This window comes from Pseudomonas sp. GP01-A4, assembly GCF_058780865.1.
In genome coordinates, this window is record NZ_JBYSWF010000001.1 from 24,915 (window position 1) to 40,947 (window position 16,033).

Annotated in this window: 13 protein-coding genes; 3 read left to right on the top strand and 10 right to left on the bottom strand. The window is 62.4% G+C overall.

The window, feature by feature from the left end:
- Positions 1-11: 11 nt before the first annotated feature.
- The 10 genes from AC3WKX_RS00110 to tssA form a co-directional block, all read right to left on the bottom strand.
- Positions 12-446, bottom strand: a complete 435-nt coding sequence (locus AC3WKX_RS00110; protein WP_003213356.1) for a DcrB-related protein — start codon at positions 444-446, stop codon at positions 12-14.
- A gap of 15 nt (positions 447-461) precedes the next feature.
- Complete coding sequence (locus tag AC3WKX_RS00115) at positions 462-2,402, bottom strand: type VI secretion system Vgr family protein (protein WP_102604053.1); 1,941 nt, start codon at positions 2,400-2,402, stop codon at positions 462-464.
- Between the two features lie 158 nt (positions 2,403-2,560).
- Complete coding sequence (gene tssH / locus AC3WKX_RS00120; RefSeq protein WP_102604054.1) at positions 2,561-5,218, bottom strand: type VI secretion system ATPase TssH; 2,658 nt, start codon at positions 5,216-5,218, stop codon at positions 2,561-2,563.
- Positions 5,211-6,254 (bottom strand): type VI secretion system baseplate subunit TssG, encoded by a 1,044-nt coding sequence (gene tssG / locus AC3WKX_RS00125; protein ID WP_008439466.1) that lies wholly within the window; start codon positions 6,252-6,254, stop codon positions 5,211-5,213. Before tssG ends, tssH begins: the two co-directional genes overlap by 8 nt.
- Complete coding sequence (gene tssF, locus AC3WKX_RS00130) at positions 6,218-8,077, bottom strand: type VI secretion system baseplate subunit TssF (protein ID WP_063033828.1); 1,860 nt, start codon at positions 8,075-8,077, stop codon at positions 6,218-6,220. The genes tssG and tssF overlap by 37 nt, the downstream gene beginning before the upstream one ends.
- Entirely contained in the window at positions 8,074-8,589 is a 516-nt protein-coding gene (tssE, locus tag AC3WKX_RS00135; protein ID WP_003213348.1) for a type VI secretion system baseplate subunit TssE, read from the bottom strand. Before tssE ends, tssF begins: the two co-directional genes overlap by 4 nt.
- 78 nt (positions 8,590-8,667) lie before the next feature.
- Complete coding sequence (locus AC3WKX_RS00140; RefSeq protein ID WP_003213345.1) at positions 8,668-9,156, bottom strand: Hcp family type VI secretion system effector; 489 nt, start codon at positions 9,154-9,156, stop codon at positions 8,668-8,670.
- Between the two features lie 153 nt (positions 9,157-9,309).
- A complete protein-coding gene (gene tssC / locus AC3WKX_RS00145) occupies positions 9,310-10,806 on the bottom strand; it encodes a type VI secretion system contractile sheath large subunit (RefSeq protein WP_003213343.1) in 1,497 nt (498 codons plus the stop codon).
- Positions 10,807-10,808: 2 nt separating this feature from the next.
- A complete protein-coding gene (tssB, locus tag AC3WKX_RS00150; RefSeq protein ID WP_003213340.1) occupies positions 10,809-11,315 on the bottom strand; it encodes a type VI secretion system contractile sheath small subunit in 507 nt (168 codons plus the stop codon).
- 54 nt (positions 11,316-11,369) lie between these two features.
- The gene (tssA, locus tag AC3WKX_RS00155) at positions 11,370-12,389 is read right to left on the bottom strand and encodes a type VI secretion system protein TssA (protein WP_102604055.1); all 1,020 of its coding nucleotides are present in this window, start codon (positions 12,387-12,389) and stop codon (positions 11,370-11,372) included.
- Positions 12,390-12,792: 403 nt separating this feature from the next.
- On the opposite strand from tssA, the gene tagH reads away from it, so the two are divergent.
- The 3 genes from tagH to tssK are packed head-to-tail and all read left to right on the top strand — an operon-like array spanning position 12,793 to position 16,032.
- Entirely contained in the window at positions 12,793-14,124 is a 1,332-nt protein-coding gene (tagH, locus tag AC3WKX_RS00160; RefSeq protein WP_102604056.1) for a type VI secretion system-associated FHA domain protein TagH, read from the top strand.
- Positions 14,125-14,176: 52 nt separating this feature from the next.
- The gene (tssJ, locus tag AC3WKX_RS00165) at positions 14,177-14,683 is read left to right on the top strand and encodes a type VI secretion system lipoprotein TssJ (RefSeq protein ID WP_003213332.1); all 507 of its coding nucleotides are present in this window, start codon (positions 14,177-14,179) and stop codon (positions 14,681-14,683) included.
- A 14-nt stretch (positions 14,684-14,697) separates the two neighbouring features.
- On the top strand, positions 14,698-16,032 hold the full coding sequence (gene tssK, locus AC3WKX_RS00170; RefSeq protein ID WP_003213330.1) for a type VI secretion system baseplate subunit TssK: 1,335 nt from the start codon (positions 14,698-14,700) through the stop codon (positions 16,030-16,032).
- The last annotated feature ends 1 nt before the right edge of the window (position 16,033 follow it).

Here is a 16,033-nt window from a genome sequence, read left to right on the forward strand (position 1 = left end):
CATGGTGCCCATCAGGAAATCGCGTCGAACGACAATGAGTTTTTGATCGTCGCCCAGTGCGCCGCCTCGGCATCGCCCAGCTTGTCTGCCTTCACATAACTCAAGGCGAGCATCTTGCGTGTGCCCGGGATTACCAGAGCCAGTTGGTACTGGAACACCTTGTCACTGCCCTTGCTGAACTGGCTGCGGAGCTCTATGCCTTCTACTTCCTTTGTTGCACCTAGACGGACACCGACGCCCGGTTGATAGCGCAAATCCTGCACCTGTTTTTCCAGGCGTTTGAGCTGTTCGTCGAAGTTGCTGTGCAGGGTTTCGCCATCGGTGAGGAAGCTGCGGCTGATGATCAAGGAAGTGCCCAGCTCGGGGAACTTGAGGATATTGATCGTAGCGTCCTGCAGCTCGCCGGCCGGCAGTTGGAACTGAAATTCGTTAATTCGGTACGTCATGGAAAACAGGTCTCGTCAGGAGCTTTTAGGCGCGGGGAACGCGGCTTTGATATTGGCGTCGATGCTGGCTTTCATGCCCTGACCATCGGGTGTTGCGCCGGGGCCGCCGCCGTTGTTCAGGTGCAGGACGCCGCCGGTATTGAATTCGGCATCGCCGCTGGCGTGGAAGCTGATATTTACGCCACTCAGGTTGATCTGCCCGCTGGCGTTCAACTCCAGGATGCTTTTACCGCAGACCAATCGCAGGTTTTCGCCCACTTCAATCACGTAGCTCTGGCTGATGCTGTCGGTCTTTCTCTGGCCCACCGAGAGGATGTCTTGATGCTTGACGATGCGCACTCGATTGTTCCCAATCGTCACCGTCTCGTTATGCCCAATACTCTTGTTCCGGTCATGCCCCACCGAATGGCTTTCATCCACCTCCACTACGATGTCCTGATTACGCTCGGCATGGATGTACAGCTGCTCCAACCCCTTCTTGTCCTCCATGCGGATTTCATTGAAGTTGGCCGGTGTGCCGCCTTTGCTGGAGCGGCTTTTCATCCCGCTTTGGGTGGCGTTTTCCGGCAAGTCGTAAGGCACGGTCTGCTCGGCGTTGTACACCCGGCCGGTGATGATCGGCCGGTCTGGATCGCCTTCCAGGAAGCTCACAATCACTTCCTGGCCGATCCGTGGGATCTGCATCGAGCCCCAGTTTTTTCCGGCCCAGGACTGCGATACGCGAATCCAGCATGAGCTGTTTTCGTTGGACTGGTCGTGGCGGTCCCAATAGAAATGCACCTTGACCCGGCCATATTGGTCGGTCCAGATTTCTTCGCCTTTGGGCCCCACCACCAGCGCCGTCTGCGGGCCTTTGACGATGGGCCGGTAGGTGTTGGCCAGCGGGCGGAAACTCTGTTGCGCGTCGATGCAGGTAAGGGTGCTTTCGAACTGCGCCGAAGGCGCGCCACCGCCGCTTTCGAGGCTTTCCTGGGAGATGTAGTAGCGGGCGCCGACGATCAGGTATTCGCGGTTCTGGTCGCGGCGACTGAAGCCGGTGAGGCTGAACAGGTGGCCGGAACCAAGGCCCCGGGCGTTGCCGCTGAACTCCACTTGTTCGTGCAGGGTTTGCAGGGCTTCGATGCGGGTGCGGGCGTAGTGTTCGCCGTCTTCGCTTTTGACGTAGGTGCCGGGGTAGTCGTACAGCGGGTAGTCGCCGGCGGTGTGCGGGCGCGGCATGGCCGAGCGTACGTCGATGCTCGCGCTGGGACGCTGGAAGTCGTAGTCGTTGAGCTCAAGGGAGCCGGGTTGTACTTCCTGTGCCAGGTGCCAGTTGTGCATATGGTCGCGTTCGCGCTGCTGCTCGTCCTTGGGGTAGTAAGGCACCGAGGCGTAGCCGGGCACGCTGGCGTGGGCACCGTAGGCATCGGCCAGCACCAGCACGTGGCGGTCCTGCTCGTGGCGGAAGAAGTAGTAGATGCCTTCCTGTTCCATCAGGCGGCTGACGAAATCGAAGCTGGTCTCGCGGTACTGCACGCAGTATTCCCACTCGCGGTACGGGCGGCTCAAGGCGTCTTCGAAGTCGGAAAAACCCAGGTCGCGAAACACCTGCTTGATGATCTGCGGGATGCTCAGGTTCTGGAAAATCCGGCAGTCGGAGGTGCGGCTCAGCAGCCACAACCACGGGCGCAAAGTCACCTGATAGCTGGCGAACTGGCCCTGGTCGATGTTCTGGCTGCAGCGGGCGACGATACCGTGGAAGTGCCGCTCGCCACCGTCCGCCAGTTGCAGGTTCAGGCTCATGGGCTTGCCCAGCAACTGGTTGAGGTCGATGTTGGCGTCCAGCGAGGTCAGCTGCAGTTCGAAATTGAACAGCCGACCCAGCTCTTCGCCGCCACCCATTTCATTGAGCAGCAGCACATCCGGCCCCAGGGGGCTGGTGATCTTGGCCAGGCGTGAGGCTTGGTTGAATAACATCGGTTAACCCGTAAATAGCGTAATAACTGTAGGAACCGGCTCCAACTGTGGGAGCGGGCTTGCTCGCGAACGCGGTGAATCAGTCACCGGATGCATCAACTGATACGCCGTCTTCGCGAGCAAGCCCGCTCCCACAGTTTTGATCGCATTCCGTCAGGTCAATCGTTGAAGTCGTAGTGCAATTCGTTATCCCGTGTGCTGATTCGCACGCCCGCCAGCGCCTTGCCTTCGAGCATGCGGGTGAGGAATTCGCGACTCATGTCCGGCAGCAGGCTGTTGGTGAGGATGGTGTCGATCATCCGCCCGCCGCTTTCGGTTTCGGTGCAGCGGGACACGATCAGGTCGACCACGTCGTCGTCGTAATCGAAGGCGACTTTGTGGGTGTTCTCCACGCGCTTCTTGATGCGGTTGAGTTGCAGGCGGGTGATCGCTTTCAGCATCTCGTCGCTCAGCGGGTAGTACGGAATGGTCACCAGGCGGCCGAGCAGCGCCGGCGGGAAAATCTCCAGCAGCGGCTGGCGCAGGGCCTTGGCGATTTCCTCGGGCTCGGGGATGTTCGCCGGGTCTTTGCAGACCTGGGAAATCAGCTCGGTACCGGCGTTGGTGGTCAGCAGGATCAAGGTGTTCTTGAAGTCGATCACCCGGCCTTCGCCGTCTTCCATCACGCCCTTGTCGAACACCTGGAAGAAGATTTCATGCACGTCCGGGTGGGCTTTTTCCACCTCGTCCAGCAGCACCACGCTGTAGGGTTTGCGCCGCACGGCTTCGGTCAGCACGCCACCTTCGCCATAGCCGATGTAGCCCGGTGGCGCACCCTTGAGGGTGGACACGGTGTGGGCTTCCTGGAACTCGCTCATGTTGATGGTGATCACGTTCTGCTCGCCGCCGTACATGGCTTCGGCCAGGGCCAGGGCGGTTTCGGTCTTGCCCACGCCGGAGGTGCCGGCGAGCATGAACACGCCAATCGGCTTGCTCGGGTTGTCGAGGCCGGCGCGGGAGGTCTGGATGCGCTTGGCGATCATCTGCAAGGCGTGGTCCTGGCCGATGATGCGTTTCTTCAGGTGCTGGTCGAGGTTGAGCACCGTCTCCAGTTCGTTGCGGGCCATGCGGCCCACCGGGATGCCGGTCCAGTCGGCGACCACCGAGGCCACGGCCTGGTAATCCACGGTCGGCAGGATCAGCGGGGTTTCGCCTTGCAGGGTGCTGAGGCGTTGTTGCAGGTCTACCAATTGGGCACGCAATTGATCATCGCCGCTGTCCACGACACCGGATTTTTCGCGCAACGTCGCACGGGTGGCGAGCAACTCATCCACCAGGGTTTTCTCTTCGGCCCAACGGGCTTCCAGGGTGGCCAGGCGCTCGCGTTCGGCGTTCAGCAGCGCTTCGCTGTTGGTCTGGCGCGCACCGATGGCGATGCCGATCGCGTGCTCGCGGGCGATGATTTGCAGCTCGGTTTCCAGTGCCTCGATACGGCGGCGGCTGTCGTCGACTTCTGCCGGCACCGCGTGCAAGCTGATGGCGACGCGGGCGCAGGCGGTGTCCAGCAGGCTCACGGATTTGTCCGGCAATTGACGCGCCGGAATGTAGCGGTGGGACAGCTTCACTGACGCTTCCAGCGCTTCGTCGAGGATCTGCACCTGATGGTGTTTTTCCATGGTCGAAGCCACGCCGCGCATCATCAGCAACGCCTTGTCTTCCGACGGCTCGGCCACTTGCACCACCTGGAAACGGCGGGTCAGGGCCGGGTCTTTTTCGATGTGCTTCTTGTACTCGGCCCAGGTGGTGGCGGCCACGGTACGCAAGGTGCCACGGGCCAGGGCAGGCTTGAGCAGGTTGGCCGCGTCACCGGTCCCGGCGGCGCCACCGGCACCTACCAGGGTGTGGGCTTCGTCGATAAACAGGATGATCGGTTTCGGCGAAGCCTGGACGTCTTCGATGACCTGGCGCAGGCGTTGTTCGAACTCGCCTTTCATGCTCGCGCCGGCTTGCAGCAGGCCGACATCGAGGCTGCGCAGTTCCACATCTTTCAGCGCGGGTGGTACGTCGCCGGCGACGATGCGCAGGGCGAAGCCTTCGACCACGGCGGTCTTGCCGACGCCGGCTTCACCGGTAAGGATCGGGTTGTTCTGGCGGCGACGCATGAGGATGTCCACCAGTTGGCGGATCTCTTCGTCACGCCCGACGATCGGGTCGAGCTTGCCGCTGCGGGCCTGTTCGGTCAGGTCGACGGTGAAGCGCTTGAGGGCTTCCTGCTTGCCCATCGCGCTCGGGGCCATGGCGCCGCTGGCCTCGCCCGGTACAGCACCGGCGTTGAAACCGTCGCTGGCACTCAGTGCATTTTCGGGCGAGTCGCCGACGTATTCGTCAAAGCGTTCGCTCAGGGCTTCGGCCTTGATCTTGTCGAACTCACCGGACAAGCCCAACAGCGCGTGGCGCAGGCTCGGCGTCTTGAGAATTCCCAGCACCAGGTAACCGGTGCGTACCTGGCTTTCACCAAACATCAGGCTGCCGTAGACCCAGCCACGCTCGACCGCTTCTTCCACATGGGACGACAAGTCAGTGATCGACGTCGAGCCACGGGGCAGGCGGTCCAGGGCTTCGGTCAGGTCGCGGGCCAGACGCGCCGGCTCGACATTGAACTGTCGAATGATGCGGTGCAGGTCAGAGTCCTGCAGTTGCAGCAACTGGTGAAACCAGTGGGCCAGTTCCACGTACGGGTTGCCCCGCAGCTTGCAGAACACGGTGGCGGCTTCGATGGCCTTGTAGGCCACGCTGTTGAGTTTGCCGAACAGTGCGGCGCGACTGATTTCACCCATGCTCTGGATTCCTTGAGGTGTTGGCGTGTTCGGCGTAATGCCGGGCCAGGATTAGGTCGTTGGCGTCATGCTCGGGTTGGCCGAGCCAGGTGTTGAAGCCCAGGCGGAACTGGCCGTTGAGTTGCAGGGCCGGCACTTCCGGTTGTTGCAGGATCAGGTTCAGGTCCCAGTCCAGTTCGTGGCCCAGGTACTCGGCGACCCACGCCACCAGCTCGTTGAACGGCTGGCTGCCGGGCAGCATGCCCATGTAGTCATCGAGCTTCAGCGGGCCCAGGCGAATGCGGAATTTATGCTGGCGGTCCCACACGTGGCTGCCCAGGCAAAAGTCCACGCCCAGTTGGTTGGCGCTGACACTCACGCGGCTGCGTTCGGGCAGCTCCAGCCATTGGCCGACGTATTCTTCGATCTCCACCGGCAGGCCGAAGTACTCGCCGAGAATCGCCTTCAGGCCGTCCGGATAGCGGGTTTGTGCCGACAGGTGGCCGCTGTAATGCAGCTTCGCCGTGTCGGGGATCAGGCCCTGGTTGAGCAGGCTCGGGGTGCCGCGACCGCTCAATGCGGCGAGGCGCGCCGACCAGTAGTCATCGTCCGGGCGGTCATGGCTGACGGTCGGCCGTGCCTCGGCCCAGGCACGATAAAACAGGGTCAGCAGGCGATGGTGGAACACATCCAGGAAGCGCTTGCTGGTGCTGTCGGCGTTGTTGCGCTGGCGCTCACGCACGTACTCGGTGATGTGCAGCGGCAGCGGGCCGTTGGGGCCGCCGAGGCCGAAGAAGAACTGCTCCAGCCGTGCCGGCTGGCCTTCAGCCCCAGGTTCGACCGAGGCCAATGTGGCCGGCGCAAAGGTGCAATCGGCCTGCTGCCCGAGACGCAGCGGGTCATCCGCCAGGCGCAGGGAATGCCCCAGGCGTGGCAGGTCCGGCGATTCGCACTCGATACGCCGCAGCGCCTGGAAGAAGTCATATTCCCAGGGCTCCTGATGCATTGCATCCAGGGTACTCACAGGGTCGGACGGCGTCCGGGCTTGGCTTTCCATCGCATGATCTCGCCGCGTTCGGTGGTACGGATCACCGTCTCGGTAAAACTGTTGATCGACACGTAGCGTGCCAGGAACCGTTCAAACACCGCACCGAGCAGGAACACGCCGGTGCCGCGGAACGCGTTTTCATCAAATTCCAGAGTGATCTCAAGGCCGCGGCCAAACACGATCGGGCCGGGCATTGGCAGGCGCCGGGTCACCGCCTTGCTGCTGACTTCCCGCAGGCCTTCGATCTGCAATTGCAGGGCGGCGTCGTTGCTGTCGCCATACAGGCGCAGCAGTTCACGCAGCGCGGCGGCGCCCTGGCCTTGCTCGCTCAGCGACAGGTAGTTCAACGACAACTGGCTGATCAGGCGCCAGGCCTTGGCGTCATGGGCATGGCTGGCGCGCGGGCGGCTTGGCCCGGCGACGCAGCGCACGGCCAAGACCGGCGCACTGTCGGCCAGGGTGAAGTCGGTCTTGCCGTTGCCCACGCTCATGAACAGCGGCAAGTCGCGGTTAGTGCACAGTGCGGTCACGCCCAGTTGGCGCAGGTCATGGCGGTACGGGGCTTGCTGGGTGTCCACCAGGCTGACGAAGGTTTCGCTGCCCACATAGGTGGAGCGCGGCCCGTTGCGGCGCTGGTCGCTGGACAACACGCGGGGTTCGCGACGCACCGTGTAGTAAGCCTGGTCACGGCCATAGCGCGACGGATCGCGTACTGCATAGAACGGCAGGAACGGCTGCTCCGGTCCGGTGCCGTGGCCCGTGATGCCGCTCAAGGAGTGAATCTCGAAATCCATCGGTCGCGTGCGGTCGGCGATCACATGGTGTTCGTTGACCCGCTCGGACAAGTGAATCCGGTCCACACGCTTGGGAAACAGGTTGATTGCCGGGGTGCAGAACGGCACGAATTGCGCCTTGCCGACGCTGCCTTCCAGGCTTGGATCGTGACGGTCGAACAGCACGATCAGTTCCAGTTCCTGGCCGTCACAGCGTTTGACGGCGCGGCTCAGTTCAGCGAATTCGACGAACAGAAAACGGTGGGGCAGGGCGAAGTATTCTTGGAGCAAGCGATAGCCCTGGAACGCTCGCGGCACCACCGGCATCGCCGCATCGGCGTCGTCGAAACCCCGGGAGCGCAAGGCATCCGGCGGCAGGCGCTCAACCCAGTCACCACCGGGCTTGCGCGCGAACACCGCGCAGGCATTGCCCAGCAGTTGTTCGTAGAGGCGGAACGGTTGTTCGTCGGCACCGCTGAGGTACAGCGGCAAATTATCCAGGGCCAGGCTGTTGAACGGCAGCTCGGCGCCGGTACGCAAGGTCAGGCGCAGGCCGGCCTTGGCCTTGGGTTCGCTGGCAGCCAAACGCCCGAGCACGGCGGACGGGTTGCCGAAGTACTCGGCCTGGGCGACCTGCAACGGCCACAGCGTCACCGGGTGCGCGGTGCGGTACTCGCAGCAGGTCTGGGTTTCGCGGCCCAAGGCGGCGCGCAGGACGGTGTCGCGGGGCAGTGGAAAACCACTGGCCAGGGAGCCTTCATCGGGATCGGCCTGCAACTGCACCACGGTCATCGACGGGGTCGGCGCCAGGTAGTGCGGGTAGGCGATCTCCAGCAGGTTGTTGGTGAAGGTCGGGTACTCGGCGTCGAGCTTGAGCTGGACCCGGGCCGTGAGATACGCAAAGCCTTCGAGCAAGCGTTCGACGTACGGGTCGGCGCAGTCCATGCCGGACAGGGTCAGCCGACTGGCGATCTTCGGGTATTCCTTGGCGAACTCGGCGGCGCTTTCGCGCACGTGGTGCAGTTCCTGGTTGTACAGCTCCAGCAGGCGCGGGTTCATGGGCGTCTCCGCTGGTCGGCATTGACCACACGCACATGGCCGGACTCCAGGTCCAGGTCGGTTTGCAGCAACAGGCGCAACGGCACCGGCTGCGCCCACAGGTCGCCTTCGATCTCGAAACTCAGGGCGTTGTGGTTCATCTCACCGTGGCCGACGCGTGCCTTGACCCGCAAGGTGTGGCGCAGGATGCGCGGCTCGAAGGTGGCGATGGCTTGTCGAATCAAGGCTTCCAGGGCGCTGATGTCGACACTGGAGACACTGTTGCCCGCCAGCGCCGGCAGCCCGTAATTGACCACCGACGTACCGGCAGGCGTGTGCAGCGTGGCATCGGCGTTGAGCAGTGAAGTGGTGTTGAGCAGCCACGTCAGGTCACGCAGCACCGAGGCTTTCAATTGGCTCAGGGACAGCACGCGTTTGTCGGCGCTTTCCTTGGGATTGGTCGGGTCATCGTCGGTCAACCGGTCCAGCAGGGACGGTTGCAGGCGATCGCGGGAAGCAATTTCAGTTACCACCAAAGCAGCTCCACGGACGGGTTGCGAGAGGAACAGGGGGCTTGCAGCCGCCACTTGGGGTGGCGGCTACAGGGGCAATCAGCGTTTGGTGTTGGAGCGAATGTTCCAGCCAAACTTGATCGCGCCGCCGTCTTTGGTGCCGTCGGCTTTCTGTGGCTGGTAGTCCACCATCACCTGGGCAAAGTTCAGGGTCACGTTTTCGGTCAGGCGGTCATCGCTGCCCGAACCGCCGGTGCTCAGGGAGGTGACCAGCACTTCTTCCAGGTTGATGATCATGTACTCGACCTGGCTTTCACCGCCGGCCTTGCGCACGGTCAGCGTGACCTTGTCGATGTGCTTGCCGCTCGCGCAGTGCATCATCAGGTTGGGCGAGGCCTTGTCGACGTACTTGGTCAGCGACAGGTCCTGGATGTTCACCTTGCCCGCACCGCCGCCACCGCCCACGTGCATGTTGCCGGACTGGGCCATGCCCCAGCTCCAGTTCAACACGTCGATTTCGTCCTTGTGGGCCTTGTCCATGGACTCGCCCTTGATGTCGCCGATCTTGATGAAAATATCAACAGCCATGTTTTCTCCCTGTGTGGTCTCAGCCACAGAATTTGTTAACGCTGATCGTTCCCACGCTCTGCGTGGTAACGCATCTTGTGACGCTCTGCGTCACTGGGACGCGTAGCGTCCCGGGCGGCATTCCCACGCGGAGCGTGGGAACGAGCGACGGTGTTACGCGCCTTTCGCCGAAGGCAGCTTCGATACCAGGCGCAGCGACACGGTCAGCCCTTCGAGTTGGTAGTGCGGGCGCAGGTAGAACCTGGAGTTGTAGTACCCCGGGTTGCCTTCGACGTCTTCCACGATCACTTCGGCGGCAGCCAATGGATGCTGGGCCTTGGTGGTTTCGGTGGAGTGCGCCGGGTCACCGTCGACGTAGTTGAGGATCCAGTCCTGCAACCAGCGTTGCATCTCGTCCTTCTCTTTGAAGGAACCGATCTTGTCGCGCACGATGCATTTCAAGTAGTGGGCGAAACGGCAGGTGGCGAACAGGTACGGCAGGCGCGCGGCCAGGTTGGCGTTGGCGGTGGCATCCGGGTCATCGTATTCGGCCGGTTTCTGCAGCGACTGGGCGCCGATGAAGGCAGCGAAGTCGGTGTTTTTCTTGTGCAGCAGCGGCATGAAACCGTTCTTCGCCAGTTCCGCTTCGCGGCGGTCGCTGATAGCGATTTCGGTCGGGCACTTCATGTCCACGCCACCGTCATCCGTCGGGAAGGTGTGGGCCGGCAGGTTCTCGACTTCACCGCCCGACTCCACGCCACGGATGCGCGAGCACCAGCCGAAGTGTTTGAACGAACGGTTGATGTTCACCGCCATCGCGTAAGCGGCGTTGGCCCAGGTGTACTTGGAGCTGTCGGCACCGTCGGTGTTTTCTTCGAAGGCGAAGGCTTCCACCGGATCGGTCTTGGCACCGTACGGCAGGCGCGCCAGGAAGCGCGGCATGGTCAGGCCGATGTAGCGCGAGTCTTCCGATTCACGCAGCGAGCGCCAGCCGGCGTATTCCGGGGTGGTGAAGATCTTGGTCAGGTCGCGCGGGTTCGACAGTTCCTGCCACGAGCCCATGCCCATCACGGTTGGCGAAGCGGCGGCAATGAACGGTGCGTGCATGGCGGCGCAGACTTTCGACAGCTCCCCCAGCAGCTCCACGTCGGGAGGCGACTGGTCGAAGTAGTAGTCGCCCACCAGGCAACCGTAAGGTTCGCCGCCAAACTGGCCGTATTCTTCTTCGTACATCTTCTTGAAGATCGGGCTCTGGTCCCACGCGGTGCCCTTGAATTTCTTCAGGGTCTTGTGCAGGTCCGGCTTGGAGATGTTGAGCACGCGAATCTTCAGCTGCTCATCGCTCTCGGTGTTGTTCACCAGGTAGTGCAGGCCACGCCAGGCGCTTTCCAGCTGCTGGAAATCCTGGTGATGGATGATCTGGTTGACCTGGGCGGTGAGCTTGGCGTCGATGGCGGCGATGATCGATTCGATCGACTTGATCGCGTCGTTGGACACCAGGTCGGTCTGGGCCAGAGCCTGCTCGGCCAGGGTGCGCACAGCGGTTTCCACGGCTTCGCGGGCACGCTCGGTCTTGGGTTTGAATTCTTGCAGCAGCAGGTTCGCGAACTCGCTGGCTTCTTCGGTGGTACCCAGGATCTGGGTGCCTTCGCGGGCGGTATTGTCAGTCATGATTACTGCTCCCCTGCAGGCTTGGGCGCGCTGGCAAGTGCCTGAAGCAGTGCCGGGTCCTTGATCGCCTTCATGATGATTTCTTCAGCGCCGGTCTTGCCGTCCATGTAGGTCAGCAGGTTGGCCAGCTGGGTGCGGGCTTCGAGCAGTTGCTTGAGCGAATCGACCTTGCGCGCCACAGCGGCGGGGCTGAAGTCGTCCATGCTTTCGAAGGTGATGTCCAGGCTCAGGTTGCCTTCGCCGGTCAGCTCGTTGGGCACGTGGAACGCGACGCGTGGCTGCATGGCCTTGAGGCGCGAGTCGAAGTTGTCGACGTCCACTTCAAGGAACTTGCGGTCGGCCACAGGCGCCAGAGGTTCGGCGGGCTTGCCGGCGAGATCGGCCATCACGCCCATGACGAAGGGCAGCTGGACCTTTTTCTCGGCGCCGTAGAGCTCGACGTCGTACTCGATCTGCACCCGAGGCGCACGGTTGCGCGCGATGAATTTCTGAGAACTTTGCTTCGCCACGTTGCTGCTCCTGGTCGCTTGAGCGACGGTGTTGTAACTGCGCGATCCGTACGCTTATTCGCTGTCCGGCCCGCGCAGATTTTCAAATTGGGACATGCCGTCGGGAATCAGGTTGCGCACGATGGCCGCAAAGTCGGCGTGCACCAGATTCTTCGCCCGGTTCAACAGCACCGGCAGCGGGCTCGAAGGCTCGTGCCGGGTGTAGTACGCAAGGATCTTGTCGAGGCTGCGCAGCACTTCATCGCGGCTTGCGATGTCGCCGGTCGGGCGTGCTGCAACGGGCGCGGCGGCGTATTCAACCGAGGGGGCATTGTCGTCACTGACAACCTCGGGCTCGCTGGCAGCGCCGCTGTGTGGGGCGTATTGGTTAAGTATCTGCGCGGCCTGCTTGAGCAGTTGCTTCAAGGGGGCGAGGTCCACGCCCTGGGCGGAACCTACCTGGTCGCTGACGTATTGTTCGATGGCCTCACAGGCGTCGCGGGCGGCGTTCAGCGCGTCGCGGGTGGTTTGCAGTTGCTCGGCATCGCTGTCGAGGAATGCGCCGTTAAGCTGTTCGGCACCGAGGTTTTCGCCGGGGAAACTCTGCAGCCCGCTGGCATTCAGCGCGGCGCGCAGGCTGACGGGCCCGAAGGTGCGGGAACGGGTGAGGATAGCCTCACGCAGCAGGCGGATGTTCGCGTCGCTGGCCACGCCGCTGAGGGCGTTGATGCGCACGGTGGGGTCGTTGTCGTCATCGGCATCCAGGCGTGGATGCAGGTCGGCCCAGTATTCGCGCAGCAGCGCGTTGATCAGCGCGAGTGCGTCGGCAAGCCCTGCAATGCCCTGGAGGGCGAGGGCGGCTTGCAACAGGAAATGGGTGATGCGCAGGTCTTTGCTGCGTTGCAGGAGGTCGAGACTTTGCTGCTGGATGCTGCGCCATTCCGGAGGTTCGGCAGGCAGGATCGAGTCGCCCATGCTGCGCTCGGGTTGACCCTGTGCGGCACGCTCAAGATGCAAGTAATCGGCGTCATATTCCAAGTCTTCGCCACAGGGCGAAGTCGCGGAAACGGCGGCGAGCAGCAGAGGCACATCCACTAAATTCGATCTCCCTATCAGCCCGTTAGATGACGGGCAACTCATGCATTAGTTGCGCGAGGAACTTTGCATGTTTTCTTGGTCTTATTTAGCGCTTTGACATCATGCTGATTTCAAAGTGCCATCATTGGTGTTCAAGAAGTTGTGCATTTTTGGTGTAGTACTTATGCCTTGTCAAGGTAAGCTATTCGCCCTCTATGACAGATGTGCGGTGCTTAACATCTTGTGCGACTGATCAGTCGAAGCAGGTGCCGAGGCAGGATTTTTGTCATACAGGCCGGTTAAGATCAGCAATTACGCGGGTTGAAGCAGGCTTTCAAGGTTTTGAAAGGATCTGTCGTGGATCTCTCGGAGCATTTCTCCCAGGGAACGGCCGCGCGCGAAGTATCAGCAAGGAGGCAAGATGTCGCTGTGCTTGACTATCACTAGTTATCACAAGATTACCCCTGGCCAGTGTTCTGAAAAGTCCCTGGACCAGGGAGTGATGGCTATTGGCCGCGGTTCCGAAAATGACTGGGTACTGCCTGATCCAGAACGTCTTGTTTCCACGCAACATTGCGTTATTCAGTACAAAGATGGTCGTTACTACTTAACTGATAACAGCACTAATGGAGTTGAGTTAGTGCATGCCGGTATTCGTTTGCGGCGGGGAAGCAGCGAGCCATTGCAGGACGGCGAACTGATCCGCATCGGCGATTACGAGATCCAGGCGCGTATCGATTTCAACCTGAAAGTGACAGATACCCCGTCTTTCACCGGTGACGCTTCCAACAGTTTCGAAGCCCTGATGGGCGCCGCCGTGAAGGCCCCGACGCCACCTCCGGTGATCGCGCCGCAGTTCCAAGGCGCCTCGTCGATGGACACCCTGCCGGACCTGTTCGACTTCCTCGCGCCCACCAGCGTACCGCCGGCCACCGTGCACGATCACGTGCCGGCCGAGCTGCACGACTTCCGCCCGCCGACACCGCTGCCCGTGGCTGAGCCGCCTGCGCCGGTGGTCTCGGGCTCAGTAATCCCCGAAGACTGGGATCTGTTCGGCGATGCCCCGGCACCCAGGTCTGTTGCACCGCCGCCGCCAACACCGCCACAGCCGCCGGTTATCGAGCCGCCCAAGGTCGAGCGCCCGCTCCCGGTGGCTGATGCCAGCCAGCCCGACCTGTTGCAAGCCTTCCTGCGCGGTGCGGGCCTCGATCAGTTGCGCCTGGACAAGGCCCAGGCCGAAGCCCAGATGGAAAGCATCGGCCGCAGTTACCGGCTGATGGTCGAAGGCCTGATCGACGTGTTGCGTGCCCGCAGCAGCCTCAAGGGCGAGTTCCGCATGCAGCAGACGGTGATTCAACCGGTGGAAAACAATCCGTTGAAATTCGCCCCGAATGCCGATGAAGCGCTACTGCTGCTCCTACGCCACAGCAATCAGGCGTTTATGGCACCGGACTTGGCCGTGCGCGACAGTTTCGACGATCTGCGCGCCCACCAACTGGCCGTCATGGCCGGGGTCGAAGCCGCCATCAAGCACCTGCTGACGCGCTTTGAACCGGCGCAGCTCGAAGAGCGCATGGGCAAGCCCGGCGGGCTATCGAGCATTTTCAACGGCTCGCGCCAGGCCCAGTACTGGCAGCAGTTCACCGAGCTCTACAGCAATATTTCCCGCGAGGCCCAGGAAGATTTCCAGGACCTGTTCGGGCGTGAATTCAGCCGTGCCTACGAAGCGCACAGCAGCCGACAGCGTCACTAACAACGCAGTACATGGAACAACGGATAGCTAAGTACGTCATTGAGGACGCAGGATGATTCCCAGGTTTTTACTCGCAGTCGCCACCGCGCTTCTGCTGACGGCGTGTGCCAAGGATGCGGCCAAGCCCGAGGCCGCCGAAGCTGAGGCAGACACCGCCGCCGTCGAGCTGCATTTCCATGCCATCGCCGGGCTCAACCCCGGCGCCAATGGCCAGGCAGCCCCGGTACGGGTGCGGATTTTCGAACTGAAAAACGCCGCCACCTTCAGCCGTTCCGACTACTTCGCCCTGGCCGATCGCGCACAGTCGACCCTCGGCCTCGACCTGCTCGACCAGGACGAAGTGGTGATCCTGCCCGGCCAGCAATTGAGCATCCAGCGCGACCTCGACCCGTCCACCCGCCAGATCGGCCTGCTGGTGGGCTATCGCGAACTGGACCGCGCCGAGTGGCGCACGGTGCTCAACGTGCCGGCACGCCAATACACCGAATACCAGATCAGCCTCGATGTGCATGCCGTGCGTGCCGACGTCGTGGTTCCCCCATCCAGCCCTGCCCAATAAGAATCGGAGCCCCCATGTCCTGGAACAATCGCGTGGTCTGGTCGGAAGGCATGTTCATCGGAACGCAGCACTTCCAGCAGCATGACCGTTACCTGGAAAACCTGATCGATGCGCGCAGCCGCCCGTTGTCGGCGGGGGCCTGGGGCTTTTCCGAACTGTTGATCGACCAGGGCCTGCTGGCCCAGGGTAAGCTGGCGATCGTTTCGGCACGCGGCCTGTTACCGGATGGCACACCGTTCAATATCCCCCAGGACGACCTGGCGCCGAGCCCGCTGAATATCGACGACAACTTGCGCGATGGCCTGGTGTACCTGGCGTTGCCCCTCAAGCGTGCCGGCGCCCGCGACACCGTCGACGAAGGCGAGGCCCTGGAAGCCGCGCGCTATGTCAGCCAGGTACGTGAAGTGCGCGACGACAACGCGCCCTTCGAAAACCGTGCGCCGGTGGCGGTCGGCTCCCGCGCCTTGCGCCTGTTGACCGCCCAGGATGGCATCAGCGATTACGCGGCCATCGGCCTGGTGCGCATCAAGGAAAAACGCGCCGACCGCGCCCTGGTGCTGGACGAGAGCTACATCCCGCCGGTCCTCGACGTGACGGCCAGCAAACCGCTGACCGCGTTTCGCAGCGAACTGCTGGGCCTGCTGCACCAGCGCGGCGAAGCGTTGGCCGGGCGCGTGGTGGCTTCGGGCGCCGGTGGTGCTTCGGAGATTGCCGACTTCATGCTGCTGCAACTGGTCAACCGCGCCCAGCCGCTGATCCAGCACCTGAGTCAGTTGAGCCCGCTGCACCCGGAGCGTTTCTTCAGTGAGCTGGTGAGCCTGGCCGGCGAGTTCTCGACCTTCTCCACCACGGGCCGCCGCCCCCACGAATATCCGCAGTACCAGCATGACGACCTGGCCCTGAGCTTCACCCCGGTGATGCAGGCCCTGCGCGAGGCGCTGTCGATGCTGATCGACAGCAAGGCCACGCCGATCCCGATTGTCGAGAAAGCCTACGGCGTGCACGTGGCGATGCTGGCCGACAAAACCCTGATCGACAGCGCCAGTTTCATCCTGGTGGTGCGCGCCGATGTGCCGGGCGAAACCCTGCGCGCGCGCTTCGGCCAGCAAAGCAAAGTTGGCTCGGTGGAACACATCCGCGACCTGGTCAACCTGCAACTGCCGGGCATCGGCCTGCTGCCGCTGCCGGTGGCGCCACGGCAGATTCCGTACCACGCAGGCTCCACCTACTACGAGCTGGACCGGGGCAGCGAGCACTGGCAGCAACTGGGTAATTCCGGTGGCTTTGCGTTCCACATCGCCGGCCAGTTCCCGGGGTTGAACCTGGCTTTCTGGGCCATCCGAGGGTAAT

Bases quoted from the DNA above. Each gene is read 5' to 3' on its own strand.
- AC3WKX_RS00110 (WP_003213356.1), bottom strand. From the start codon at position 446: ATGACGTACCGAATTAACGAATTTCAGTTCCAACTGCCGGCCGGCGAG.
- AC3WKX_RS00115 (WP_102604053.1), bottom strand. From the start codon at position 2,402: ATGTTATTCAACCAAGCCTCACGCCTGGCCAAGATCACCAGCCCCCTG.
- tssH (WP_102604054.1), bottom strand. From the start codon at position 5,218: ATGGGTGAAATCAGTCGCGCCGCACTGTTCGGCAAACTCAACAGCGTG.
- tssG (WP_008439466.1), bottom strand. From the start codon at position 6,254: ATGGAAAGCCAAGCCCGGACGCCGTCCGACCCTGTGAGTACCCTGGAT.
- tssF (WP_063033828.1), bottom strand. From the start codon at position 8,077: ATGAACCCGCGCCTGCTGGAGCTGTACAACCAGGAACTGCACCACGTG.
- AC3WKX_RS00140 (WP_003213345.1), bottom strand. From the start codon at position 9,156: ATGGCTGTTGATATTTTCATCAAGATCGGCGACATCAAGGGCGAGTCC.
- tssC (WP_003213343.1), bottom strand. From the start codon at position 10,806: ATGACTGACAATACCGCCCGCGAAGGCACCCAGATCCTGGGTACCACC.
- tagH (WP_102604056.1), top strand. From the start codon at position 12,793: ATGTCGCTGTGCTTGACTATCACTAGTTATCACAAGATTACCCCTGGC.
- tssJ (WP_003213332.1), top strand. From the start codon at position 14,177: ATGATTCCCAGGTTTTTACTCGCAGTCGCCACCGCGCTTCTGCTGACG.
- tssK (WP_003213330.1), top strand. From the start codon at position 14,698: ATGTCCTGGAACAATCGCGTGGTCTGGTCGGAAGGCATGTTCATCGGA.